This window comes from Vibrio sp. 10N.222.49.C9, from assembly GCF_041474985.1.
In the GTDB taxonomy this organism is placed as follows: Bacteria; Pseudomonadota; Gammaproteobacteria; order Enterobacterales; family Vibrionaceae; genus Vibrio; species Vibrio crassostreae_C.
In genome coordinates, this window is sequence record NZ_JBFRVD010000026.1 from 62,844 (window position 1) to 88,212 (window position 25,369).

General features: G+C 44.3%; 26 protein-coding genes and 1 tRNA gene. 15 read left to right on the forward strand and 12 right to left on the reverse strand.

Annotated features, from left to right (window positions below; translation table 11 throughout):
- Positions 1-20: 20 nt before the first annotated feature.
- Positions 21-989 carry a calcium/sodium antiporter gene (locus tag AB4585_RS12290; protein ID WP_017058918.1) on the reverse strand — a complete coding sequence of 323 codons (969 nt, stop codon included), beginning with the start codon at positions 987-989 and terminating at the stop codon, positions 21-23.
- Positions 990-1,253: 264 nt separating this feature from the next.
- Here AB4585_RS12290 and mlaF point away from each other — a divergent pair, with 264 nt between their 5' ends.
- The 8 genes from mlaF (at position 1,254) to AB4585_RS12330 (ending at position 6,733) form a co-directional block, all read left to right on the forward strand.
- Positions 1,254-2,048, forward strand: coding sequence for a phospholipid ABC transporter ATP-binding protein MlaF (mlaF, locus tag AB4585_RS12295; protein ID WP_017058919.1), 795 nt, complete (start codon positions 1,254-1,256; stop codon positions 2,046-2,048).
- A 1-nt stretch (position 2,049) separates the two neighbouring features.
- Positions 2,050-2,829 carry a lipid asymmetry maintenance ABC transporter permease subunit MlaE gene (mlaE, locus tag AB4585_RS12300; protein ID WP_017058920.1) on the forward strand — a complete coding sequence of 260 codons (780 nt, stop codon included), beginning with the start codon at positions 2,050-2,052 and terminating at the stop codon, positions 2,827-2,829.
- Between the two features lie 2 nt (positions 2,830-2,831).
- On the forward strand, positions 2,832-3,323 hold the full coding sequence (mlaD, locus tag AB4585_RS12305; RefSeq protein ID WP_017058921.1) for an outer membrane lipid asymmetry maintenance protein MlaD: 492 nt from the start codon (positions 2,832-2,834) through the stop codon (positions 3,321-3,323).
- 52 nt (positions 3,324-3,375) lie between these two features.
- Positions 3,376-4,005, forward strand: coding sequence for a phospholipid-binding protein MlaC (locus tag AB4585_RS12310; protein WP_120459707.1), 630 nt, complete (start codon positions 3,376-3,378; stop codon positions 4,003-4,005).
- Positions 4,005-4,313, forward strand: coding sequence for a lipid asymmetry maintenance protein MlaB (locus AB4585_RS12315; protein WP_017058923.1), 309 nt, complete (start codon positions 4,005-4,007; stop codon positions 4,311-4,313). Before AB4585_RS12310 ends, AB4585_RS12315 begins: the two co-directional genes overlap by 1 nt.
- Positions 4,314-4,326: 13 nt before the next feature.
- Positions 4,327-4,581, forward strand: a complete 255-nt coding sequence (gene ibaG, locus AB4585_RS12320) for a BolA family iron metabolism protein IbaG (protein ID WP_017058924.1) — start codon at positions 4,327-4,329, stop codon at positions 4,579-4,581.
- An 8-nt stretch (positions 4,582-4,589) separates the two neighbouring features.
- Positions 4,590-5,855: a UDP-N-acetylglucosamine 1-carboxyvinyltransferase gene (gene murA / locus AB4585_RS12325; RefSeq protein ID WP_017058925.1), complete on the forward strand. Its 1,266-nt coding sequence runs from the start codon at positions 4,590-4,592 to the stop codon at positions 5,853-5,855.
- A gap of 152 nt (positions 5,856-6,007) precedes the next feature.
- On the forward strand, positions 6,008-6,733 hold the full coding sequence (locus AB4585_RS12330) for a 1-acylglycerol-3-phosphate O-acyltransferase (protein ID WP_017058926.1): 726 nt from the start codon (positions 6,008-6,010) through the stop codon (positions 6,731-6,733).
- Positions 6,734-6,858: 125 nt separating this feature from the next.
- On the opposite strand, the gene AB4585_RS12335 is transcribed toward AB4585_RS12330, so the two are convergent.
- The 5 genes from AB4585_RS12335 to arcA all read right to left on the reverse strand — a co-directional run bounded on the left by AB4585_RS12335 (position 6,859) and on the right by arcA (position 11,458).
- On the reverse strand, positions 6,859-7,248 hold the full coding sequence (locus AB4585_RS12335; protein WP_004735319.1) for a RidA family protein: 390 nt from the start codon (positions 7,246-7,248) through the stop codon (positions 6,859-6,861).
- A 136-nt stretch (positions 7,249-7,384) separates the two neighbouring features.
- On the reverse strand, positions 7,385-7,846 hold the full coding sequence (gene pyrI, locus AB4585_RS12340; RefSeq protein ID WP_017058927.1) for an aspartate carbamoyltransferase regulatory subunit: 462 nt from the start codon (positions 7,844-7,846) through the stop codon (positions 7,385-7,387).
- A 12-nt stretch (positions 7,847-7,858) separates the two neighbouring features.
- On the reverse strand, positions 7,859-8,788 hold the full coding sequence (gene pyrB / locus AB4585_RS12345) for an aspartate carbamoyltransferase (RefSeq protein WP_012604860.1): 930 nt from the start codon (positions 8,786-8,788) through the stop codon (positions 7,859-7,861).
- A 287-nt stretch (positions 8,789-9,075) separates the two neighbouring features.
- A complete protein-coding gene (locus tag AB4585_RS12350; protein ID WP_017058928.1) occupies positions 9,076-10,080 on the reverse strand; it encodes an ornithine carbamoyltransferase in 1,005 nt (334 codons plus the stop codon).
- A 157-nt stretch (positions 10,081-10,237) separates the two neighbouring features.
- Positions 10,238-11,458, reverse strand: a complete 1,221-nt coding sequence (gene arcA / locus AB4585_RS12355; protein ID WP_017069412.1) for an arginine deiminase — start codon at positions 11,456-11,458, stop codon at positions 10,238-10,240.
- Between the two features lie 576 nt (positions 11,459-12,034).
- On the opposite strand from arcA, the gene rraB reads away from it, so the two are divergent.
- Positions 12,035-12,451: a ribonuclease E inhibitor RraB gene (gene rraB, locus AB4585_RS12360; protein ID WP_017058930.1), complete on the forward strand. Its 417-nt coding sequence runs from the start codon at positions 12,035-12,037 to the stop codon at positions 12,449-12,451.
- Positions 12,452-12,576: 125 nt separating this feature from the next.
- A complete protein-coding gene (locus AB4585_RS12365; RefSeq protein WP_372155190.1) occupies positions 12,577-13,371 on the forward strand; it encodes a glycosyl hydrolase 2 galactose-binding domain-containing protein in 795 nt (264 codons plus the stop codon).
- Between the two features lie 49 nt (positions 13,372-13,420).
- Here AB4585_RS12365 and AB4585_RS12370 read toward each other — a convergent pair whose 3' ends face one another.
- The 5 genes from AB4585_RS12370 to pepA form a co-directional block, all read right to left on the reverse strand.
- On the reverse strand, positions 13,421-13,915 hold the full coding sequence (locus tag AB4585_RS12370; RefSeq protein WP_017066666.1) for a GNAT family N-acetyltransferase: 495 nt from the start codon (positions 13,913-13,915) through the stop codon (positions 13,421-13,423).
- Between the two features lie 47 nt (positions 13,916-13,962).
- Positions 13,963-14,367: a DUF2061 domain-containing protein gene (locus AB4585_RS12375; protein ID WP_102320268.1), complete on the reverse strand. Its 405-nt coding sequence runs from the start codon at positions 14,365-14,367 to the stop codon at positions 13,963-13,965.
- Positions 14,368-14,595: 228 nt separating this feature from the next.
- Entirely contained in the window at positions 14,596-17,469 is a 2,874-nt protein-coding gene (locus AB4585_RS12380; protein WP_372169918.1) for a valine--tRNA ligase, read from the reverse strand.
- 102 nt (positions 17,470-17,571) lie between these two features.
- On the reverse strand, positions 17,572-18,021 hold the full coding sequence (locus tag AB4585_RS12385; protein WP_017066664.1) for a DNA polymerase III subunit chi: 450 nt from the start codon (positions 18,019-18,021) through the stop codon (positions 17,572-17,574).
- Between the two features lie 99 nt (positions 18,022-18,120).
- Positions 18,121-19,641 carry a leucyl aminopeptidase gene (gene pepA, locus AB4585_RS12390; RefSeq protein WP_017058936.1) on the reverse strand — a complete coding sequence of 507 codons (1,521 nt, stop codon included), beginning with the start codon at positions 19,639-19,641 and terminating at the stop codon, positions 18,121-18,123.
- Between the two features lie 192 nt (positions 19,642-19,833).
- On the opposite strand from pepA, the gene lptF reads away from it, so the two are divergent.
- The gene (gene lptF / locus AB4585_RS12395; RefSeq protein WP_017058937.1) at positions 19,834-20,934 is read left to right on the forward strand and encodes an LPS export ABC transporter permease LptF; all 1,101 of its coding nucleotides are present in this window, start codon (positions 19,834-19,836) and stop codon (positions 20,932-20,934) included.
- 3 nt (positions 20,935-20,937) lie between these two features.
- The gene (gene lptG / locus AB4585_RS12400; protein WP_017058938.1) at positions 20,938-22,008 is read left to right on the forward strand and encodes an LPS export ABC transporter permease LptG; all 1,071 of its coding nucleotides are present in this window, start codon (positions 20,938-20,940) and stop codon (positions 22,006-22,008) included.
- Between the two features lie 64 nt (positions 22,009-22,072).
- On the opposite strand, the gene AB4585_RS12405 is transcribed toward lptG, so the two are convergent.
- Positions 22,073-22,549 (reverse strand): RDD family protein, encoded by a 477-nt coding sequence (locus AB4585_RS12405; RefSeq protein ID WP_102394274.1) that lies wholly within the window; start codon positions 22,547-22,549, stop codon positions 22,073-22,075.
- Positions 22,550-22,743: 194 nt separating this feature from the next.
- On the opposite strand from AB4585_RS12405, the gene AB4585_RS12410 reads away from it, so the two are divergent.
- From AB4585_RS12410 to AB4585_RS12420, 3 genes are all read left to right on the forward strand, one after another.
- A tRNA-Leu gene (locus AB4585_RS12410) sits at positions 22,744-22,828 on the forward strand.
- 560 nt (positions 22,829-23,388) lie between these two features.
- Complete coding sequence (locus tag AB4585_RS12415) at positions 23,389-23,796, forward strand: VOC family protein (RefSeq protein ID WP_017058940.1); 408 nt, start codon at positions 23,389-23,391, stop codon at positions 23,794-23,796.
- Positions 23,797-23,879: 83 nt separating this feature from the next.
- Entirely contained in the window at positions 23,880-25,133 is a 1,254-nt protein-coding gene (locus AB4585_RS12420) for an HD-GYP domain-containing protein (protein ID WP_017063746.1), read from the forward strand.
- Positions 25,134-25,369: the final 236 nt, after the last annotated feature.

Genomic DNA, 25,369 nt, shown 5'->3' on the forward strand with positions numbered 1-25,369 from the left:
ACGGGAAGTTAAATCAACAATTAAGCCGACATGTTCATTAATAGGTAACTTTGGTAGGCCACGAACGTCACAATTAACACGCCGCCTTCAATACGATTCACACTACGAGATTTTCCTAGTGCCATCACAACAAGTAGTAGCGATACGCCTAGCATTACCCAGAAGTCACGACCCATAGCGAACTCGCTCAAGATCGAAGGGTTTAGGATGCCCGGGATACCCATAACAGCAAGGATGTTGAATACGTTTGAACCAATGATATTACCTACAGCCATATCATCTTCACCCTTCATCACACCGGCAAGTGATGCTGCAAGTTCAGGTAGGCTGGTACCAACCGCAATGATGGTTAAACCAATGACAAGATCACTCATACCAAAGTATTTTGCGATAACAACCGCGTTATCCACCAGCATATTCGCCGACAAAGGCAGAACGATTAGGCCAATGATCACCCACATTACAGCTTTAGGGTTACTGACACCTTCAGGGATCTCTGACTCTTGCTCTTCAAGAAAGGCGTCGCCATTCTTTTTTTCATTGCGACTGATTTGTAACATGGCAAATAAGAAAGCGGCAAAAAGAACAAACAACAACACGCCTTCATAAAAGCCTAAATGGTTGTCCCAAAGCAGTGCGCCTGCTAATACGGTAACACCTATCATTAATGGAAGTTCACGGCGAATGATACCAGAACTGATAGAGAGCGGCTTAATAAGCGCTGTAATGCCTAAAATCAGTGCGATGTTGGCGATGTTCGAGCCTAAAACATTACCGACAGCCGTATCTGTTTTGCCATCTAGGGCGGCAGTTGCAGAAACCATCATTTCAGGAGCCGAAGATCCCATTGCAAGAATCGTCATGCCGATAACTAATGGTGAGATACCGACATTGCGAGCAAGAGCCGCAGCGCCGTAAACTAGCTTATCTGCACTCCACACCAAAAAACCTAGGCCGATAACGAGAAAAGCAATCGCTTCAAGAAGCATAATGGTTCCTAAAAAAATAATAAAAACGGAGAAGTAACCGCTAATTTTGACCTGTTGCTAGATAAAAGGGAAGTCACTCGGCAAATTAATTACCAGTTAGCAGGCAAGAAAGAGAGATCAATAGATAATTTCCTAATGCTTTCAAATCCCTGCATAGATTCCTGTTTAATATGAATTAATTGAACAGTGCTTTTAATTCTAAAGTAGACTCATTATTATTGCAGCCATAATTGGCGTTTTTTAAAGCAAGGAAACAACAAAAATATGTTGAACACTGAGCTTGTGAAAGTTAAGAACCTCAGCTTCTCACGCGGTGACCGCGTTATCTTTGATGACATCAGTTTAGAGGTGCCTCAAGGCAAGATAACCGCCATCATGGGGCCGTCTGGGATCGGCAAAACGACTTTACTGCGTTTGATCGGTGGGCAACTGCCGCCAGATGAAGGCGAAGTTTGGTTTGATGGTGACAATATCCCTGCATTATCACGTCGAAAGCTATATCAAGCACGTAAGAAAATGAGCATGCTATTCCAATCGGGTGCGCTTTTTACGGATCTCAATGTCTTTGATAATGTGGCGTTTCCGCTGCGAGAGCACACTGAACTTAATGAAAAATTCATTCGTACCATCGTATTACTTAAGCTTGAAGCGGTAGGATTACGTGGTGCTGCGCAATTGATGCCGAGTGAGTTGTCTGGCGGAATGGCTAGGCGTGCCGCACTGGCGCGCGCAATCGCACTGGATCCAGAACTTATCATGTACGATGAGCCGTTTGTTGGCCAAGATCCCATCACCATGGGCGTATTGGTTGAATTGATACGAAATCTCAATCAAGCCTTGGGCTTAACCTCGATTGTTGTTTCTCACGATGTGCCAGAGGTGATGAGTATTGCTGATTGGGTTTACCTCATGGCAGATAGCAAGATTATTGCCGCTGGAACACCTGATGAGTTGTACAACAATAGCGATCCGAGAGTGCAGCAATTTTTGCAAGGCGAAGCCGATGGTCCAGTACCATTTAGATTCCCTGCGAAGAGCTTAGAAAAGGATTTGTTTTAATATGATTGTTAAAACTATTGCGGGTGTCGGTAAGCGTACACTTGCGAGCTGTGAGTCATTTGGTCGAGCAAGCCTGATGTTATTTGGGGCTTTGTTTGGCATCCCGCGACTAAAAAACTTCCCCTTATTAGTAAAACAACTTTATAGCGTTGGCGTTCAGTCATTGGCTATTATTTTAGTTTCGGGTCTGTTTATCGGCATGGTGCTCAGCCTGCAGGGCTATGTCGTGTTAATTGACTACGGCGCTGAGGGAAACCTTGGTCAAATGGTCGCGCTTTCACTGTTGCGTGAGTTGGGGCCTGTGGTGACTGCGTTATTATTTGCAGGTCGAGCCGGTTCAGCACTCACGGCAGAGATTGGGTTAATGAAGGCAACAGAGCAGATCTCAAGCCTTGAGATGATGGCCGTTGACCCTCTTAAACGCATTATTGCACCACGTCTTTGGGCCGGGCTTATCTCAATGCCATTGCTTGCTATGATTTTTATGGCGGTAGGTATTTGGGGCGGTCAACTGGTTGGTGTTGATTGGAAAGGCATTGATCACGGCAGTTTCTGGTCTGCGATGCAGTCTTCAGTAGAACTTGGCCGAGATATTGGTAACAGCATGATCAAATGTATGGTCTTCGCTATCACCGTAACTTGGATCGCACTTTTCAATGGTTATGACGCAGTACCGACTTCAGAAGGTATCAGTCAGGCAACCACACGCACTGTAGTGCACTCTTCTCTAGCGGTACTAGGGCTAGATTTTGTTCTTACCGCATTGATGTTTGGGAATTAATCATGCAACAAACTCGAAAATTAGAATTATGGGTCGGCACCTTTGTTATTGCCGGAATTTGCGCAATCTTAATCATGATCTTTCAAGTCGCTGACGTAAAAGGCATAGGTTCGAACCATACTTACAATCTAAAAGCGACCTTTGACAACATTGGCAGCCTAAAAGTTCGTTCTCCAGTGAAAGTGGGTGGCGTCGTTGTTGGACGAGTTAAAAGCATTGAGCTTGATACCGAGAGCTACCTTCCTGTCGTTGAACTGTCTATTGACGGGAAGTACTCACAATTTCCAGATACCTCTAGTGCTCAAATTTTAACATCTGGCTTAATTGGTGAGCAGTACATTAGTCTGGTTCCAGGCTTCATTTTTGATGATGAAGAGATGTTGGTCGATGGTGATTCAATTGAAGACACTAAGTCAGCATTGGTACTAGAAGATTTGATTGGCCAAGTGCTGTATAGCGTTGGTGGTTCTAATGACAGCGAAGCTAAGGAATAAGATAATGTTGAAAACTATTAGTTATTTAAAAGCTATTGGTTACTTGAAATCAATGTTTATGGCGGCAATGGCGTTGCTTATTTCTACCCAAGCCTTTGCTGCAGAATCGATTGACCGTACTCAGCCTTACCAGATGATGACTCAAGTTGCCGAAGTGGCATTTGAGCGTTTGAAGAGTGAACAAGACAACATCCACCAAGATCCAGAGTTATTGAAGGTCATCGTGGAAGAAGAGTTGATGCCTTATGTGAATGCACAATATGCAGCTCTTAAGTTACTTGGACCAAACTTGAAAGGCGCGGATAGAAAAGACGTGGGCGTGTTTATCGATTCATTCCGTAAATACCTTGTTTCTTCTTATGCCCAAGTGCTGACTCAATACACAGATCAGACGATTGAATTTGGTCCAGAACCAAAAATCAAAGCGGATAGCCGCATTACCAGTATCAAGGTCGACATCATCGATACGCCGCGACCAAACATTAAGCTTGAATTTAAGCTTCGCAAAGACAAGAAATCTGGCGAGTGGAAAGCATTTGATATGGTTGCCGAAGGTATTAGCTTGTTGTCGAGCAAGCAATCGGAGTGGAATACTAAGATTCGTCAAGAAGGCATCTTACAAGTTGCAGACGAACTAGAGAAATTAGCCGCACAACCGATTCGTTTTGAGAGTAACAAATAATGAGCCATTCTCAATGGCAAGCACTAAGCTCTAAAGAGTATCAACTGTTCGGTGATTTAGACCGAGACAGTGTCCCTGCAATCTGGCGTATATTGGAAAAGTGGCAAACGACGGAATCGAGCGTTGAAATTGACCTTAGCCATATAAATCGAGTCGATTCAGCAGGAATGGTGATGCTAATTCACTTATTAGAGCATGCAAAAAATCAAAACTGTCATATAATGCTCAGTTTCGTGCCAGAACAATTACGAACGTTGTTCCAATTGAGCAATATCCAGCCAATGATGGCAGAACACATAAAAAATTAGGCAGGAGCTATTTGTGGACAGCACAAAAGTACAAGAATTATTAGCAGAAGCACTGAACCTTCAGGAAATTTTCGTGAAAGGGGAAGGCAGTCATTACGAAGTTGTTGCGGTTGATCCATGTTTTGACGGCATGAATCGAGTTAAGAAGCAGCAACTAATCTACGGCCCACTAATGGAATACATTCAACGCAATGACATCCATGCTCTTTCTATTAAGGCTTTCACGCCGGAAGAGTGGGAACGTGATAAGAAACTGATGTCACTTTAAGGTTTATGATGGAAAAGTTTCGAGTTATTGGATCGGATAAGCCGCTAAGCGGTGAAGTGACGATCTCAGGCGCAAAAAATGCAGCGCTACCTATCTTATTTGCTTCAATTCTTGCTGAAGAGCCAGTGGAAGTAAGTAACGTTCCTCACCTACGTGACATCGATACTACGATGGAACTGCTTAAGCGTTTAGGCGCAAAAGTATCGCGTAATGGTAGTGTTCATGTTGATGGCAGCGAAATTAATGAATTTTGTGCGCCTTACGATTTAGTGAAAACAATGCGTGCTTCTATCTGGGCTTTAGGTCCTCTAGTCGCTCGTTTTGGTGAAGGCCAAGTGTCACTTCCAGGCGGTTGTGCAATTGGTGCTCGACCTGTTGATCTGCATATCCACGGCCTAGAGCAACTAGGTGCGACCATTAAGTTGGAAGATGGTTATGTGAAAGCAAGTGTTGATGGCCGTCTGAAAGGCGCGCACATCGTGATGGATAAAGTAAGTGTGGGTGCCACCATTACTATCATGTGTGCAGCAACGCTAGCGGAAGGAACAACAGTACTCGATAACTCAGCGCGTGAGCCTGAGATTGTTGATACGGCTGACTTCCTAAACAAACTGGGTGCTAAAATTTCTGGCGCAGGTACAGATACGATTACTATCGAAGGCGTTGAACGTCTTGGTGGTGGCCAACACTCTGTGGTTGCTGACCGTATTGAAACAGGTACTTTCCTGGTTGCTGCTGCTGTTTCTGGCGGTAAAGTGGTTTGTCGCAACACCAACGCTCATCTTCTTGAAGCTGCCTTAGCGAAGCTTGAAGAAGCGGGTGCGAAGGTTGAAACGGGCGAAGACTGGATCAGTCTTGATATGACGGGTCGTGAACTGAAAGCGGTGAAAATCGTAACGGCACCTCACCCTGGTTTCCCAACCGACATGCAAGCACAGTTTACTCTGCTTAACATGATGGCGAAGGGCAGTGGTGTTATCACTGAGACTATCTTTGAAAACCGTTTTATGCACATTCCTGAGTTACAGCGAATGGGTGCAAAAGCGGAAATCGAAGGTAACACGGCTATCTGTGGTGAAACGGAAAAACTGAGCGGCGCTCAAGTAATGGCAACGGACCTTCGCGCATCTGCGAGCCTTGTTATTGCTGGCTGTATTGCTCAAGGTGAAACCATCGTTGACCGTATTTATCACATCGATCGTGGCTACGATAAGATTGAAGATAAATTGTCAGCCTTAGGCGCAAACATTACACGATTTAGTGAGTCGAACTAACCTAGGTTAGTGGATTCATGAATCAGTAAGATGAAAACATAAAAGTCGGAACCTTGGTTTCGGCTTTTTTATAGTTGTATTTACCGCGAGTAAATCTATTGCTCATTTTTGCGCGAATAGATGAATCAACTTGGCGGTCGGTGAGGAACAAAATGATAGCAATATTACGTATTTTCGCAGTGGCGATATTTGCGATTCTTATGTTTGTATTTGGTTGTGGTTACTGCCTATTAAGTCCACGCAACCCGAAACACGTATTTACCTTTGGCCGTTATTTCGGTCGCATGTCGAAGATCTTCGGCATGAAGTTAGAGCTTCGCATCCCAGAAGATGCCTACTCTCGCGGCCAACATGTTTATGTGGCGAACCACCAAAACAGCTGGGATCTATTCACGATTTCATCAGCGGTAACGCCAAAAGTGGTAACTGTTGGTAAGAAAAGCCTAGTGTGGATGCCTCTATTTGGTCAGCTTTACTGGTTGACGGGTAACATCCTAATTGACCGTGCTAACCGTAGCAAAGCGGTAGGTACGATTGATCAGGTCGTGACGAGTCTAAAAGAGAGCGATGTTTCAGTTTGGATGTTCCCTGAAGGCACTCGTTCTCGTGGCCGTGGTCTGCTGCCATTCAAAACAGGTGCATTCCATGCTGCGATTGGTGCTGGCTTGCCTATCATCCCTATCGTGTGTAGCTCAACCGGTGGCGTGAAGCTAAACCGTTGGAACAATGGTCACGTGATTGTTGAAATGCTGCCACCAATCAGCACTGAAGGCTACGACAAGTCTAATGTTCGTGAACTGGCTAACCTAGCTCGTGAGCAGATGGCTGCGAAACTTGAAGAGTTAGACAAAGAAGTGGTTGAGCTTAATAAAAAGTAATTATCTAAGCGAAACGATGAACAATAAAAAAGGTTGCCAACGGGGCAACCTTTTTTTGTATCTAATAAACACCCAGTATTACGCTAAGTCGTTTATTAGAAGGTGTTTAATCTAAAGATTAAAACCTATTTGCGAACCGCAATAGCTTCGATCTCGATACCTACATCTTTTGGCAGACGAGCTACTTCAACACATGAACGTGCAGGGTAGTTTGCAACGCCGTGCTCATCGAAGAATTTACCGTAAACTTCGTTTACTGTGCCGAAGTCGTTTAGGTCTTTAACGAATACCGTTAGTTTTACGATGTCTTTTACAGTCAGGCCTGAAGCTTCAACAACCGCTTGAACGTTGTCTAGAGATTGGCGAGCTTGCTCTGCGATATCAGCAGATACTTCACCAGTTGCTGGATTTACTGGGATTTGACCAGAAGTCAGTACCATGTTGCCAAGGTCAACGCCTTGTACGTATGGGCCGATTGCAGCTGGAGCAGATTCTGTGTGAAGTACTTTAGTCATTGGTTTATTCCATCAGTTATTAGATAAAAATCAATTTTCAGTGTGCCTTCAAACTTTGGATAGGTAAAGCGCAAAATACCCCGCACAGGCGAGGTATTTGATAGTTTTTACATTCGGTCTTCTTTGCAGTTTGACGTTATCTTTCTGTCACGATCTCGCGAGAGAAGACTTTTTCGCAATACTTACACTTCAATCGAATATCTTCTTTCTTTTCAAAGATCTTAAAGCTGCTTTCAACCGGTTCATTGTGAGTAATACAGTTAGTATTTGGACACTCGAACACATCGTTGATTTGCTCAGGAAGTTCTAGTGGTAGCTTCTTAACTACTTCGTAATCTTCGATTTGATTCACTGTTGCATGAGGCGCATAAAGTGCCAGCTTGCTCGCCTGTTCTTCTGTGATAAACACATTCTCAATCTTGAGCAGGTCTTTTCCGCCCAGTGCAGAAGACGGTAGATTCAGGCCAATCGTCACGCGCTGATGAGAGTTGTGCATGTCGAACAGTTTTAGCACCTTGATCCCGATATTGGCTGGGATATGGTCGATAACAGTACCGTTTCTGATTGCTTCAACTTTTAATTGAGTCTCTTTAGACATGATATCTCTCCTCTACAGCGTTTCGTTAAGAACAAGGGCTAGCAATGCTTCACGGGCGTAAACACCATTCTCTGCTTGCTGGAAGTAGTAAGCGTAAGGTGTTTTATCGACATCGACAGTAATTTCATCAACGCGAGGAAGAGGGTGCAGAACCTTCAGGTTATCGCGTGCATTTTCCAGCATCGAAGCGGTCAGGATGTATGCGGATTTTATGTGCGCGTATTCTGACTCATCGAAGCGCTCTTTTTGAACTCGAGTCATGTACAAGACATCGAGCTCAGGAATCACATCTTCCATGTCCGTCAATAGTTGGTACTTGATGCCCGCTTCATCAAGCTCTTCGCAAATGTAGTCTGGCATCGCTAGAGCTTCTGGAGCCACGAAGTAGAAACAGATGTTGTCGAACTTCGCTAGTGCTTGAGTCAATGAGTGAACCGTACGGCCGTACTTAAGGTCACCAACGAATGCAACGTTTAGGTTGTCGAGGCGGCCTTGTGTCTCAGCGATAGAGAATAGGTCTAGTAACGTTTGTGTTGGGTGTTGGTTTGCGCCGTCACCTGCGTTAATAACAGGTACACCGTTTGAGAACTCAGAAGCCAGACGCGCTGCGCCTTCTTGAGGGTGACGCATCACGTAAGCGTCAACGTATGAAGAGATAACCTGTACCGAGTCCGCTAGCGTTTCGCCTTTCTTTGCCAAAGAAGTGTTACCACCACTGTCGAAACCAATCACATCACCACCGATGCGTTGAATCGCAGTTTCAAAAGAGAGACGAGTTCGTGTAGAAGGTTCGAAGAAGCAGCTGGCAACAACTTTGTTCTTGATGAGTTCTGGGTTTGGTTCAGCCTTTAGCTGACCTGCCGTTTGAACAATTAATTCTAGCTCTTCACGAGAAAGCTCTGGAATTGAGATGATGTGCTTTTGATAGAGCGAGTTCGCCATGATCTTCTTCCCCACAATAATGTATTGGCCATAAAAAAGCCCCCCATAATGGGAGGCTTTAAAAAAGTGCTGAAAAGCAGAATAGACGGCCTGGTAAGCATCTTAGCTTACGAGCAATATTTGGTGTTTTCACAATATTACTATGTGTTTTCACAATATCATTATGTTTTATCACAACATTGCTTGGCGTCATTTTCACTACTCTCAGACAAATTGCCGAGAATTATACGCTTTCAATTTGTGAGCGCAAGCGATTACATCACGCTTTTGTTTACTTTCAGTATTCGCTATTGACCCAGTGTCGCAACCATTACCGCTTTGATGGTATGCATGCGATTCTCAGCTTCATCAAACACAATTGAGTAATCCGATTCAAAGACTTCATCAGTAACTTCTAAACCGTTCATTCCATACTTATCTGCGACTTGCTGGCCGATCACGGTTTCATTGTTATGGAAAGCGGGTAGGCAGTGCATGAATTTCACTTGAGGATTGCCAGTGAGCTTAATGACATCCATATTCACTTGGTATGGTCTCATTACCGCTACACGTTCGTCCCAAGCTTCAGGGGCCTCGCCCATTGAAACCCAAACATCGGTATAAAGGAAATCACAGCCTTGAACACCTTCAGCAACGTCTTCTGTCAGCGTGATGTTGGCACCTGTGCTTTGCGCGATAGCTTGGCACTCTTCAACAAGCTGCTCTTCTGGCCAGAATGCTTTAGGCGCGACAAGGCGAATATCCATGCCCATCTTCGCGGCTCCGACTAACAGAGAGTTACCCATGTTATTGCGTGCATCGCCTAGATAAGCAAAGCTGATTTGGTGTAGATGCTTCCCGCGGCCATGCTCAAGCATAGTGAGGAAATCAGCCAAGATCTGAGTAGGGTGGAACTCATCGGTTAAGCCATTCCAAACCGGCACGCCCGCATAAGCGCCTAAGTCTTCAACGATACTCTGACCAAAGCCACGATACTCGATGCCATCGTACATGCGTCCCAATACACGCGCCGTATCTTTCATTGATTCTTTTTGACCAATCTGAGAACCAGAAGGGCCAAGGTAAGAGACTTGAGCACCTTGATCAAAGGCGGCCACTTCAAACGCACATCGTGTTCGAGTTGATGCTTTCTCGAAGATCAAAGCAATGTTTTTGCCGTTGAGTTTCTTCTGCTCAGTGCCTGCATACTTAGCTTTTTTTAGGTCAGCAGACAGGTCGAGTAAAAACTGAATCTCTTTAGGAGTAAAGTCGAGAAGTTTTAGAAAGTTACGATTGCGAAGATTAAAGGCCATCTCTCGCTCCTTGCGTATATAGAATCAATGAAGAACTTAGTTAAACATAAAAATGCTATATTTGTGAATATTTATTTTATTAATTTGATAAAAAAGGCTAGTAAATGAATACTGGCCTAGATAAGACTATTGAGTCTGTTTAACTGAGCTCTTTGACTTAGATACCGTCTCTTTCGATAGGGCAACTCATACAGCGCGCGCCGCCACGACCACGGCCTAGCTCGTTGCCAGGAATCGTTAGAACTTCGATACCCGCTTTGTCGTATTTCTCATTGGTGTAAACATTACGCTCATAACCAATCACTGTACCAGGTTTCACTGTCAGTACGTTGTTAGCGTCATTCCACTGTTCACGCTCAGCTTCGTAGTTATCACCGCCGGTAGTGATGATCTTCAGTTGATCAAGGCCTAGTGCGCCTTCAATCGCTGACAGGTAGTTTTCAGCTTTCTCGACACGCATTTCGCCGTTTTCTTTTGGCGTTAAGCGCCAAGTGTCGAGGTCTTTACGAACGATCTCTGGATAGACAGAGAACGTGTCGATATCCATGTGTGTCATCACCGTATCAAGGTGCATACAAGAGCGGTGTTTTGGTAGATCGATCGCAATCACTTCGCTCGCTTGGCCTGATCTAAATAGGCTAGCCGCTAGGTTTTCGACACCTTGTGGTTTCGTACGCTCTGAAATACCAACCAGTACCGCACCTTTACCGATAACCAGTACGTCACCGCCTTCAATGTTAGCGTTGTCGTAGTGAAGGTCTTCGTCACCAAAGTACTTAATGAAATCTTGGCCTGCGAACACTGGGTGCCAGCGGTAGATAGCACGCAGGTGGTTCGTTTCACGTTGACGTGCAGGCTTCATCATTGGGTTAAGCGATACACCACCGTAAACCCAGCAAGAAGTATCTCGCGTAAATAGGTGGTTAGGCAGTGGCTCGATAACGAAATCGAGTGGTCGATGCATTTTAGGCAGCATCGATGATGATTTGATAGGAAGCTCAGAGTAGGCCAAGCCACCGAGTAAGATCGTTGCTAGATGCTCATTATCCATTTGAGCAAGGTAGTTTCTTAAGTCACGGGCGAAAGTCGGCCCATAACGGAAATCTGAGATTTGAGTATTCAGCAACCACTCACGAGCCTGAGATACGGCAAGCGTTTCTACTAGCAGGTCATGCAGCAGTAGTACTTCTACGTCTTGGCTGCGCAGCGTTTCTGCAAAGGCATCATGTTCTTCACCAGCGGCTTCAACGGCAAGTACATCATCAAATAGAAGATCATGACAGTTTGAAGGGGTGAGGTGGGTGAGTGCTCTTTCAGGTCTATTTAGGAGAACTCGTCTCAATTGACCGACTTCGGAGCCAACGTACAGCTTACTCATTTTGCATCCTTACTATTAATCCAGCGTCTATTTATGACAAGCTTGTCCGTAATATGCAAGTTTTGTAGATTGAGTTAATACAAGGTATTTGGGTAATAATTGGTCATAAAACCTGTGATTTTTAAGTTTATACAGATTAAATTCCAACTAACTGGCTATCGAACGGAACAACGTTTTTGAGGATCTATGCTCAATTCGTGGCTTGTTAGAATTGAATTTTGCTTATTAATCGTGATTTTTTATTCACTATTATGCACTTTTTGATAACAAGCTGAGGATTTATGCACCCCAAAAGCGGTTTAGCGTATGCACCTAACGTGACTAATCACGCAAGTTTTATTCAATAAGCCCTAAAGTGGCCACAAAAACGAAATGCTAAAATACGGCGCAGTTAATAAAATGTTGAAAATTTGTTTATGTGATTTTGATTTCACTTTTGAATTGATATTGGCGCTGCGATCTCGCGATAAACTTACCTTTCTAGGCCTGATCTGGGTGGCTTTTCTGGACGATCCGTGCCATATTTCGTGACAATCAAATTTGATCTTTTCATAGTCAACACTCTGGAGCAGACACATGTCTCACGAAGATGAATATCTATCAGTAGCGGAATTAATTGAATTTCAAAAGGAAGAGACTCGCGACATCATTACAGCATTAATTGAAGATGGTAGCGATCCTGAAGCTCTATACGATATCGAGCATCACCTATTTGCTGAAGATTTCGATGTGCTTGAGAAAGCGGTTGTTGAAGCATTCAAAATGGGCTTTGAAGTGCTTGAAGCTGAAGAGACAGAAGACGAAGATGGCAATAAGCTACTTTGTTGTGATGCAACGATGCAATGTACTCTGAATGCAGAAGCGATTGATGAGCAAGTTGAGAAGCTTGTAAACCTTGCAGAGAAGTTTGACATTATCTACGACGGTTGGGGCACTTACTACGAAGGTGAAGATGCTATCTACCCAGACGAAGATGATGAAGGCGAAGAGTAATTCTTTCCCAATTTTAAAAAATGCCAGCCTCGAGCTGGCATTTTTTTACCCTCAGAAAAATAAATGTCTTTATATGCATTCATTCATTATAATGCGGTCAAAATTGATCTAGCTCAAGGAATGATATGCGGTTGCTTCTCGATGGTCTTTGGCAAATTTCGCCACTGACGGATCTCTCTATCCCACAAGATGACATCACCTTTCCGGCTCCGTTAAGCTCAAAGCTCCCTGATAGCTTGAGTGAAAGTCAAATTGCAGAGCAAGAGTGGCACCTGATGCACGACATCGAAGTGGATGACGCTATGTTAGCGTGTCCATTTGTTGAGTTAGTGATGGCTGGAGTCGATTATTTTGCTGAAGTTCGACTTAATGGTGTGGCTGTTTTTGATTGTGATGGTAGCCAAGCTGAATACCGTAAAGATATCCGTCCTTATATGCAGTCCGGCCGAAACCGTTTCGAGATCCTTTTCCTTGAAGAAGAGGAGAGCCTATTGCTTGAAGAAGACATGGATGACTCTGTATCTTCACAGGCTATCGCTAAATCTGATTCACGCATGGGGGTTTGGCAAGCGCCATACCTGCAGTTCGTTCGAAACGTCAAGCTAGAGCAAGTTGTCACAGAGCAGATCTGGCACCACGGTGGTGGCTGTGAGTTTAAAGTGGATGTTATCTATCAAACGCTAAAGGCGGGGTTAGTATCGGCATCCATCAAGTTTAATGGTATGACTCTCGTGATGCCGATTGATGTACGCGCTGAACATACTGGCGTCGTTTTCCAGGTCGAAGCTCCTATCATTTTTGATATTGAGAATCCTAACCCCAAGTATCTATACCCATTAGAAGTGGTACTTGATGGGCAAGAAGAGAGTTCTTTTGTTGCCTTGAACCCAACTTCTTGCGTCAGTAACTTTCTACGTTAACTCCGTATATTTTAGCGTTATCTTCTTTCGCTATAGCGGCGCATTCTGCTTATAACGACTTGGCCATGACAACCTCACAAGCGTCGTGGCCTGTTTCTCCCCAAGCTGACTCAAGATGCTCAAACCCAAGCTTCTCATAGAGTTTGACCGCAGCACCCAAGCACTTCGTCGTTTCTAAATACATGTGTTGATACCCAAGTTGCTTGGCTTGCTTTAAGCTCAAAGCGACAATTCGCTTGGCTAGGCCATGCCCTCGAGTTTGCGGTAAGAAGTACATCTTTTGTAGCTCACACACATTGGGTTTACCTGCTAGAGGGGCAAAGCCACCGCCTCCGACGATCTTTCCGTTGTGTTCGATAACCCAGTACATTGCATTCGCTTGGCTATAGACAGAGTACATATCATCGAGTGTTGGATCGGCCACGCCATAACCTTTATCTTCTGTGAGTCCATGCTCAGCCGAAACTTGGCGAATGATTTGTGCGATGCTTGGGTTGTCTTGCGGTGTAATGGGTCTAAGGGTGAACTCAGCAATTTGTTCCATGATCTGCCTATGAAAGGGTCACTAATATGTGACCCAATATATGGTGACTAAGCATGTTGGTGCAAACAGAATTGTTGTTGTGCCATTTGGTCGCCTGATTTACGTAACCAGACTTTCTCGTGGAAGTAGTAAGCAACGGTATTTAAAGTTGGCTCTAGCAAGGCCATCACACCGCCGATGAAAGCATCTCCAGTCAACAAGTAGACCACGGTAAAGGCAACACTAAAATGGATGCTAGCAAAGCTTGCTGTTTTTAATTTGGTCATCCACTGACGAGCTTTAAGCGCTGGAACTTGAGCCCACGCCTTTTCATGAAAATAGAAGGCAACAGTATTGACAGAGGGCTCAATCATAGCGATTAAGCTACCAATTAAGATGTCGCCTGTTAGTACATAAGCGACACTAAATGCGATAGTAAAATGTAATGCAGCAAAGGTTAGTGTCTTTTTCATGATAATTACTCAATCGTTGTGTTGTTTCGATAGGTCTATTATTGAGAATTATTATCATTAAATATAATGGGAAGTAGAGATTAATTTGATAGATGAAACCTATCAATCAGTGCGGCTAGAGTGAGAAGCATTGGAATATTGGAATCAGGGACATAAAAAAAGGCTGGTCACCAAGACCAACCTTTCTATTTAGACCGAGAAGTTTGAAGCCTTCTCGTTCACTCGGTTTTAAAGCGCAGCGATTGTCGCTTTTTGCTCTTCAAGCTTAACAAGAGTTTCCTTGTAGCCTTCAAGCTTTTCACGCTCTTTCGCGATAACTGCTTCTGGTGCTTTAGCAACGAAACCTTCGTTACCTAGCTTACCTTCGATACGTTTAATCTCGCCGTGAGTCTTAGCGACTTCTTTATCTAGACGAGCAAGCTCTGCATCTTTGTCGATAAGACCCGCCATTGGGATCATCAACTCAGATTTGCCAACCAGTTTAGTTGCACAAGCAGGAGTCTCTTCACCATCAGCTAGAACTTTAATATCGTCTAGCTTAGCTAGAGAAGTAAGAACGATCTTGTTCGCTTCGATACGAGCGGCATCTTTCTCATCAGCAACCTTGATCATTACTTCTAAGCCTTGGCTTGGTGCAATGTCGTATTCCGCACGTAGGTTACGGATAGCAGTGATGAAAGTCTTAACCCATTCGATGTCGTCAACGATCTCAGCATTGAAGTTAGCTTCATTAAACTGAGGAAGCGCTTGAGTCATGATTGTCTCGCCTTCAACGCCGTCTACTAGCGGCTTAACGCTCTGCCAGATAGATTCAGTGATGTAAGGAAGAACAGGGTGAGCAAGACGCAGAGTCTTCTCAAGAACCGTGATAAGCGTGAAACGAGTCGCTTGTTGTTGAGCTTCAGTACCTTTCCAAAGAACAGGTTTAGTTAGCTCTAAGTACCAGTCACAGAATTGGTTCCAGATGAATTCGTAAAGTGTGTTTGCTGCCATGTCTAGACGGTAGTTGTCTAGGTGAGCGTTAAACTCTTTCGCAGCAACTTCAAACTGAGACTCAATCCACTTGTCTGCTAGAGAGAATTTCATGTTGGCACGGTCTTCTACAGACAGTGACATGCCACAGTCGTGCTCTTCTGTGTTCATTAGTACGTAACGGCTTGCGTTCCATAGCTTGTTACAGAAGTTACGGTAACCTTCAAGACGCTTCATGTCCCAGTTGATGTCACGGCCAGTTGAAGCCATAGCAGCAAGAGTGAAACGCAGTGCGTCAGTACCGTAGGGTTCGATACCGTTTTCGAATGTTTTACGTGTGTTCTTTTCGATCTTAGCAGCCAGTTTAGGTTGCATCATGTTGCCACAACGCTTCTCTACTAGCTCTTCAAGGCCGATGCCGTCAATCATGTCGATTGGGTCAAGTACGTTACCTTTCGACTTAGACATCTTATCGCCGTTTTCATCACGGATAAGACCTGTCATGTAAACAGTTTTGAAAGGTACTTGAGCCTTGCCATCTTCGTCTTTCACGAAGTGCATGGTCATCATGATCATACGAGCAACCCAGAAGAAGATAATATCAAAACCAGATACTAGTACTTCAGATGGGTGGAATGTTTTCAGTGCTTCAGTATCTTCAGGCCAGCCTTGTGTGCCGAACGTCCAAAGTGCAGAAGAGAACCAAGTATCCAGTACGTCGTCGTCTTGCTTAAGCACAACAACAGGCGCTAGGTTGTTCTTTTCACGAACTTCTTCTTCAGTGCGACCTACGTAAACTTTACCATCGTTGTCGTACCATGCTGGGATACGGTGGCCCCACCAAAGTTGACGAGAGATACACCAGTCTTGCACGTCACGCATCCACGCGAAGTACATGTTTTCGTACTGCTTAGGTACGAATTGGATTTGACCATCTTCAACCGCTTTAACTGCAGGTTCTGCAAGAGGTGCTGTGCGCACGTACCATTGGTCAGTCAGCATTGGTTCGATAACCACGCCACCACGGTCGCCGTAAGGGACAGTCAGGTCGTGATCTTTGATCTCTTCAAGAAGACCAAGCTCATCGAATTCAGCAACGATAGCTTTACGTGCAGCAAAACGCTCCATACCTTGGTACTTAGCAGGGATACCTGTTGAGTAAACATCGCTTTCTTCGCCGTTAGTCGTGAAGACTTCAGCAGCATCACGGATATCAGCATTGAACGTTAGGATGTTGATCATCGGTAGGTTGTTGCGCTTACCCACTTCGTAATCGTTAAAGTCATGAGCTGGAGTGATCTTCACACAACCCGTGCCTTTTTCCATGTCTGCGTGCTCATCGCCTACGATAGGGATAAGACGGTTTACAACAGGAAGTAGGATTTCTTTGCCGATAAGATCTTTGTAACGAGGATCTTCTGGGTTAACAGCAACACCAGTATCGCCAAGCATGGTTTCAGGACGAGTAGTCGCAACAACGATGTAGTCTTTACCATCTGCCGTTTTAACACCGTTCGCTAGCGGGTAGCGGAAGTGCCACATGAAACCTTTTTTGTCTTTGTTTTCAACTTCAAGATCCGAGATTGCAGTGTGCAGTTTAGGATCCCAGTTTACTAGACGTTTACCACGGTAGATTAGGTCTTCTTCGTATAGACGAACAAACACTTCTTGAGTCGCAGCCGATAGGCCGTCATCCATAGTGAATCGTTCACGATCCCAATCTACAGATGCACCAAGACGACGAAGTTGTTGAGTGATCGTGCCACCTGATTCGCCTTTCCATTCCCAGATCTTGTCGATGAAAGCTTCACGGCCGTAGTCGTGTTTTGTTTTGCCTTCTTCGGCAGCAATCTTACGCTCAACAACCATTTGAGTTGCGATACCAGCGTGGTCAGTACCCACTTGCCAAAGCGTGTTTTTGCCTTTCATACGTTGAGCACGGATAAGCGTATCCATGATCGTATCTTGGAACGCGTGACCCATGTGTAGGCTGCCAGTGACGTTCGGTGGCGGGATCATGATGCTGTAAGCTTCTTTTGATGTGTCACCGTGTGGCTTAAAGTAGCCTTTCTCTTCCCAAGTCTTATACAGAGCTTGTTCGATTGATGTTGGGTTGTATGTCTTTTCCATAGTGCTCTTAAACGGATACTGTGAATGGTTAATCGTGGTCAAACTTCATAAGTGAAGCTTCTTGAATCTAAATCCAAAGATAGCTTTAACTATGAGGTTTGACTATGGATGTTGAATCTCGATAGTTTGTAGCTGATATCTAGCTTGACGGTAAATTTTATACCTTTCTCGAGCGAGTTGCTTAGCTTTTTCTTCGCAAGGGACGAAGTCTATCACCTGAGCAAAGGCGTTCGCAAAGGTTGTATGATTATCGGCCAGATTAATTACTAGCTGACGATTCCAATTATGTTTTACGCCTTGATAGCCAATTTCGATGTTGGTTGAATACTTCGGGCCTTCGCCAACCAAGTTGTGCGCAATAAAATCACAGGGTTCGACTTGCCAGAAAACTTCAGCAATACGCTCGGCATGCTCTTTGTCATTACAGTTGAGATAAAGTTTAGCGCCTTGTTTTGCAAAGTGCTGAGCAAGAAACAGCACATAGTGAGCAAAACCATCTTCGCTGGCTTGCGGGCTGTCTGAAGGCACAATGTAAAATGTAGCAGTCTGCATACTTAATACTCGAACTGAAAATCGTGGATATCAATGTTACTTGGTTAACAGGGTCTAACAAATAGCGCTTATTAAAAAAGGGCCCGTAGGCCCTTTTTATTATTTTGAAGATTGCTCTTCAGTCTCTTGGCCGCTGCGGTTCAATAAGAATTGGACTAGCATTGAGACAGGACGACCTGTCGAGCCTTTCGCTGCGCCTGACTTCCAAGCTGTACCAGCACTGTCGATGTGTGCCCAGTGGTACTTCTTAGTGAATTTAGACAGGAAACAACCAGCAGTGATTGTGCCGCCAGGACGGCCACCGATGTTCGCCATATCAGCGAATGGGCTGTTTAGCTGCTCATGGTACTCGTCTGCCATTGGTAGACGCCATGCACGGTCACTTGCTTGCTCTGAAGCATTAACAAGTTCGTGAGAAAGTGGGTTGTGGTTCGATAGAACGCCACTGATGTGGTGACCTAGAGCGATAACACATGCGCCAGTTAGCGTAGCAACATCGACAACACAGTCAGGTTCAAAACGCTCAACGTAAGTTAGAGCATCACATAGAACCAAGCGACCTTCAGCATCAGTGTTGAGTACTTCAACCGTTTGGCCTGACATTGTCGTTAGGATATCACCTGGACGGTAAGCATTGCTGCCCGGCATGTTTTCACAACCGGCTAGGATACCAACCACGTTAATAGGCAGGTTCAGCTTAGCCAGTGCTTTCATTGTACCGAATACAGACGCCGCACCACACATGTCGTACTTCATCTCATCCATGCCTTCACCAGGCTTAAGTGAGATGCCGCCTGAATCGAACGTAAGGCCTTTACCTACTAATACAATCGGCTTCGCATCTGGATCCGGAGCGCCTTTGTATTCCATGATAGACATCATCGATTCATTTTTAGAGCCACGGCCAACTGCTAGGTATGATGTCATACCCAGTTTTTCCATCTCTTCTTCGCCAATGATCTTAGTCTTCACTGTCTCGTAATCGTCGGCTAAACGACGAGCTTGAGAAGCAAGGTAAGCAGGGTTTGCGATGTTTGGTGGCATGTTGCCTAGATCTTTAGACGCTTTTACACCTGAAGCAATAGCAAGGCCGTGAGAGATTGCTTTCTCACCCAGGCTCAATTCGCGACGTGTTGGTACATTGAATACCAATTTACGTAGTGGGCGACGAGTCTCTGGCTTGTTGCTCTTGAATTGGTCAAATGTGTAAAGACCATCTTTAGTCGCTTCTACCGCTTGGCGAACTTTCCAATAAGTGTCGCGACCTTTAACGTGAAGTTCTGTAAGGAAACATACAGCTTCCATAGAACCTGTTTCGTTTAGTGTACTGATGGTTTTTTGGATAATTTCTTTGTATTGACGCTCGCCTAGCTCACGTTCTTTACCACAGCCTACCAGTAGAACACGTTCTGAAAGTACACCAGGTACTTGATGCAGTAGTAGCATCTGGCCAGGTTTACCCTCTAGATCACCGCGACGAAGCAGTGAACTAATGTAGCCATCGCTAATCTTATCTAATTGCTCGGCTACTGGAGAAAGGCGGCGCGGTTCGAATACACCGACAACGATACATGCGCTGCGCTGTTTCTCTGGGCTGCCACTTTTTACACTGAACTCCATGCGTACTCCTACATCCTGAAGACAAATCGAACTAAATGTTAGATAATGGGTTCTTACTTGTTGGATCCTATAATGGAACTAACCTTAAAGAAGAACGCTAACACTTAGCTAAAAATTTAAAAAAATAAAAGGTTCAACGGGAAATTATAGTGATTCAATCAAAAAAACAAGTTTTGTATAGGTAATTTGAGCGTGATTATTGTTAGATATTTGATCCGCGAGACAATCAAGAGCCAATTTGCGATCTTTTTTGTTCTCTTTCTCGTGTTTCTCAGCCAAAAATTCATCAGTGTTTTAGCGGATGCCTCTGATGGTGATATCCCTGCGAGTCTTATATTGTCGATTGTTGGCTTAAATATGCCAGCGATGGGCCTATTGATGCTTCCACTCAGTATCTATATTGGTATTTTGCTTACTTTTGGCCGCCTTTACGCTGAAAGTGAAATAGTGGTCATGAACGCCACCGGTATCGGTAATAAATTCCTGATCCAATCTGCGCTTTACCTCGCTTTAATTACGGCATCTGTTGCAGCCTTTAACTCATTTTGGTTATCTCCTTGGTCACAAGACAAAGTTGAACAAATGTATGAAGAAGTAGCTGCAGAGAACAGCGTTGATTTGCTACCAAAAGGTAAGTTTGAAGGTACGCCGGATGGCTCTTCTGTCGTGTTTATTGATGATATCGACGGTAATAAGTTAGAAAACGTGTTCGTAGCTCAAATGCGTCCGCGTGATTCTGTACTGCCAAGTGTGATGTTCTCGAAGTCAGGTGATGTAAAAGAGCTCAGTGATGGTCGCCAAGTGATCGTAATGTACGATGGTACTCGTCATGAAGGCATTCCGACTCGCCTCGACTACAGGGTGACGCACTTTGAAGAATACGAAGGCCTGATTGGTCAGCGTGAAGTTGAGAAGAAAGGTCGAGACTGGGAAGCGATCCCTACGCTTGAACTGATTGGTAACTCAAATAATAGTGCGAAAGCAGAGTTGCAGTGGCGTATTTCTTTGGTACTTTGTATTCCATTGTTGACCATGCTTGTCGTGCCACTGTCTGCGGTAAACCCTCGACAAGGTCGTTTTGCGAAAATCGGCCCAGCAATACTGATTTATCTCACCTATTTCTTAGCAATCAGTGCAACCAAGTCTTCAATCGAAGAGGGGAGCATTCCTGCGGTAATCGGCATGTGGCCAATCAATGCGTTATTGTTATTTGTCGCGATTGGTGCCAACTTTATGGATAGCGTGCCAGTAAGGCGTTTGAAAGAAAAATTCAAGAATAAGAGGTTGGCTTAAGCCGTGTTTAAGATTCTCGATTTATATATAGGCAGAACCATCATCGCAACGACGTCACTGGTATTGGTGACGTTTGTTGGTCTCTCTGGGATCATCAAATATGTAGAACAGCTAAGAAAAGTTGGCCGTGGTACATACGATCTATTACAAGCGCTGTATTTCGTTTTATTGAGTATCCCTCGTGATATCGAAATGTTCTTTCCAATGGCTGCATTGCTTGGCGCATTGATAGGGCTTGGTATGCTTGCTGCAAGTTCTGAGCTTGTCGTTATGCAGGCAGCTGGTTTCTCTAAGTTAGATATCGGCCTATCAGTACTTAAAACAGCTATTCCACTGATGATCGTGGTGACATTGCTTGGTCAATGGGGAGCACCGCAAGCGCAGAAAATGGCTCGTGATTTAAGAACTATCTCGATTGCTGGTGGTAATATTATTTCGACGCAAAGTGGTGTCTGGGCTCGTGATGCCAATGACTTCATCTTCATTGTCAAAATCGATGACCAGAAGCTATATGGAATGAACATGTGGCGCTTTGATGAAAACAAGGCACTTAAAACCGCTATTTATTCTGACGAAGTTGATTACGTTGGAGACAACGTGTGGACGATGAAGGATGTAGAGATCACGTCTTTTGAAAACGAACTTCAAATTACTAAAGAAAGTTTACCGACTTACTCTTGGGAAACGTCATTAGCTCCAGATAAGTTGGCGATAGTAACGGTTAAACCAGAAGAGCTATCGCTAAGTGGGTTGTATGATTATGTTTCTTATCTGAAGGCGTCAGAGCAAGATGCATCACGCTATGAATTGGCGCTGTGGAGAAAGATAACCCAGCCAATTTCGATCGCGGTTATGATGTTGATGGCACTGTCGTTTATCTTTGGTCCTTTGCGTAGTGTGACCATGGGTGCGAGGATTTTGTCAGGTGTTATTGCTGGCTTTACCTTCTATATATCCAGTGAGTTCTTTGGCCCAGTGAGTTTGGTTTATCAAATACCACCCGCCTTTGGCGCAATAGCCCCGAGCGTGGTGTTCCTTGGAATTGCCATCATGCTCTTGAGGCGGAAACTGTAAATAGTAAAAAGGAAGGCATAACGCCTTCCTTTTTTGATCTTGATTGGAGCTAACTTAAATCACATTATCGTGCTTGTGGTAACACAACGACTTCGGTCTTTGCCCAGATATCGTGAAAGCCACGTTTTTCAGGATCGAATGGAACACATAGGTTTGCCAGTCCAAAACCTGAAGTACCTAAACGAATCAGCGCCTGAGTTACTGTGAGCGCTGAGCCATCTTTGTTTTGAACGCGCAGCTTCCAAGCTCTCATGCCGAGAGTTTGACCAGCTCTAGTCCAGAAGAACACGAAGAAATATACCCAAACGGCGACTAAGTAAAAGGTATATGCAGGGCTCCAAATCGGATGGTTGGTTAAGAAGTCACTAACATCGGCATAACCGCTGTGGTTAAAAATGCCGAGAGCCATGAGCGCGTGCAGTAGAGCGACAATGACGCCAGCCGCCAACATTTCAATAGCGATTACGATCAGAGCGTCGTAGAACAAGGCACCAAATCGGCGCATGACTCCTGCTGGTGGCAGAGTGTTTGTTGATGTCATGTGTTATTACTTCTTTAAAAATTGAGGCGTCAGAATATAGTTTAAGGCTTAGCCTGAAAAGAGACATGACGCACAGCTTATGACTTAGTGGCGAAATTATCGGCAAACACACATGAATTCAAGTTTTTATACTTGCCACATCAGTTCGCATACGTATAATGCCAAACATCGAAAGGGCAATGCCCCAAGATAATGCCGGTATGGTGAAATTGGTATACACGACGGATTCAAAATCCGTTGCCTTCGGGCGTGGCGGTTCAAGTCCGCCTACCGGTACCATATTTAAATGACAAAGCCTCGACGAAAGTCGGGGCTTTGTTGTATCTGGGATATAGGAAGCGTTGCCTTCGCGGTGGCGGCAGGAATGCCTGTCCAATCAGTCCGCCTACCGGTACCAAACATAGAAAGGTCGCTTTGGGCGTTTGTGAATTTTAAATCCAGCGTGTCGGCTTGGATGCAAGCCCAGTCAAGTCACCTACCGGCACCATATTTAAATGACAAAGCCTAGATGAAAATCGGGGCTTTGTTGTGGGGTATAGGAAGCATTGCCTTCACGGTGGCGGCAAGAATGCCTGTCCAATCAGTCCGCCTATCGGTACCAAACATAGAAAGGTCGCTTTTATAGCGACCTTTCTATGTTTTGGACGTATGTGAATTTGAAATCCGGCGTGTCGTTGCAGTTGCTCTTCAATCAGACAGATCTTGATGTTTCACTCCTAAATCTCATAATTTCCCTTCGCTATTCGATCTGATAATGAATTAATTATCTTAAATCATGATGTTACCTGTCATTCTCTTTTCTATTGTCTATGTTTAAAGGACTAACAGAGGAGATAGATATGCTGACAGTAACCCCTTACTTGTTTTTTGATGGTCGTTGTAATGAAGCGTTGGATTTTTATCACAAGTGCTTTGGTGGTGTGGTTTTATCTAAGCAGCTTTTTAGTGATGCACCACAGGTAATCGAGGGCGCTCAACCTGATTGGGTTATGCATGCTGAGTTCGAAGCGTTTGGTATGAAGCTGATGATGTCTGATGGTGTTAAGGCAAAAGAACTTGAAGGCAACAATCTCGCTCTCTCTCTTGTGACTGAAGATAGCGCGACTCAAGAACAAATCTTTGAAAAGCTCAAGAAGGGAGGGCGGATAATGACTCCACTCGCAGATACTTTTTGGGGGGCTCGATTTGGCAAAGTAGAAGATAAATTCGGTATACGCTGGATGGTGCACTGCGACTCTTTAAGTTGAGCCTGTGAAATTGGATAGTGAAATTGCTGCTTGGTTTTATTAGAATTATAAATAGAGATTAATCATCAATATTATATATAAAAATGGGCAGCATAAAGATTACCGTAGATCGCATTCAGCCCGGTCTGCATATACGACTCCCCGTAAAATGGAATGAACACCCATTTTTATTCAACAGCTTTAAAATCAAAGATGACGCTCAAGTAAAAGTAATTCGACATCTTGGGATTAAGCACGTCTATATAAACCTGAGTCAAAGTGATACCTCACCTTTACCTGTTAATCACGTAGGTGAACAAGAAGTCGATATTGATTCACAGGTAAGCCTTGAAACGGAAAGAATGTGGAAAGATAAGCATGAGCGTATCGAAACCCTTAGCTCTTACCGCCGCAGGGTGAGTCATTGTGAGAGAGAGTTTGAACGTTCGCTTGCTCGAATGCGATCTGTGATGACCAAGATCCGTAACAGACCTTTAGATGCGGTAGGGGAGGTTAAGGCTCTTGTTGATGATATCGTTGAAACTCTAGTGAGCGATGATAACGTCACCTTGCACCTTATGAATGCTAAAGCAGATTTCGAAGATATTTACTTTCATACTCTAAATGTTTCGGTTGTTGCACTGATGATAGGAAAGGCCAAAGGCTATAACACACAGCAATTGAAAGACCTCTCATTCGCAGCGTTGTTTCACGATGTAGGCAAGATCAAAATACCAGTCGCGATACTAAGAAAGCAGAGTGCACTAACGGTGCCAGAAGAGAACTACCTGAAGCTTCATACTAAATACGGTGCGGATATTGTATCGGCAATTGATGACTTTCCTGAAAGTGCTAAAAAGGTGATCGCTCAACATCATGAGATGAATGATGGTTCTGGCTACCCCGAGGGCTTAAAAGAACATGAGATTGATGAATTTGCCAAGATAGTCGCCGTGGCTAATGCATTTGATAACCTTTGCCATGGTAAAACGCAATCTCAACAAATGATCCCGTATTTGGCACTGTCCCACCTATATAAGAGCTGCAAGCATCTATATAGCCAAGATAACTTGGGGCTGTTAGTTAAGTTCATGGGAGTCTATCCACCAGGAACTGTAGTACAGCTTTCAAATGACTCGATTGGGATTGTGATATCCGTTAACGCTAAACATATGCTTTATCCAAATGTACTTATCTATGATCCTAGCGTGCCAAGAACCCAAGCTCCGATCATTGACCTCTTTATTAAAGAGATCAAAATCGTTAATGCCGTTCATCCAAGCAAATTACCTGAACAAGTTCGAGAGTATCTAAACCCTAGGGCTCGTTTATCTTACTTTTTTGATAGTGGAGAGTAGTTATCCACAGGTCGTTGTGGGTAATTTGTTCGAAACTTGGGGGGGAAAGTGGTATAAATAAGCCCTTGGTTGAAATGTCTTCGCTTAACCTCTTTTTTTAATAAAAAACGCATTTATTGCTTGCCAATATGAGCGGCATCTCTATAATGCCGCCTCACTGACACGGCAGACGCCACAAGGCTTCAGCGAGAAATGTTAGTAAGGCAACTAGCTTTAAGCGATGATTCGCTTCTACT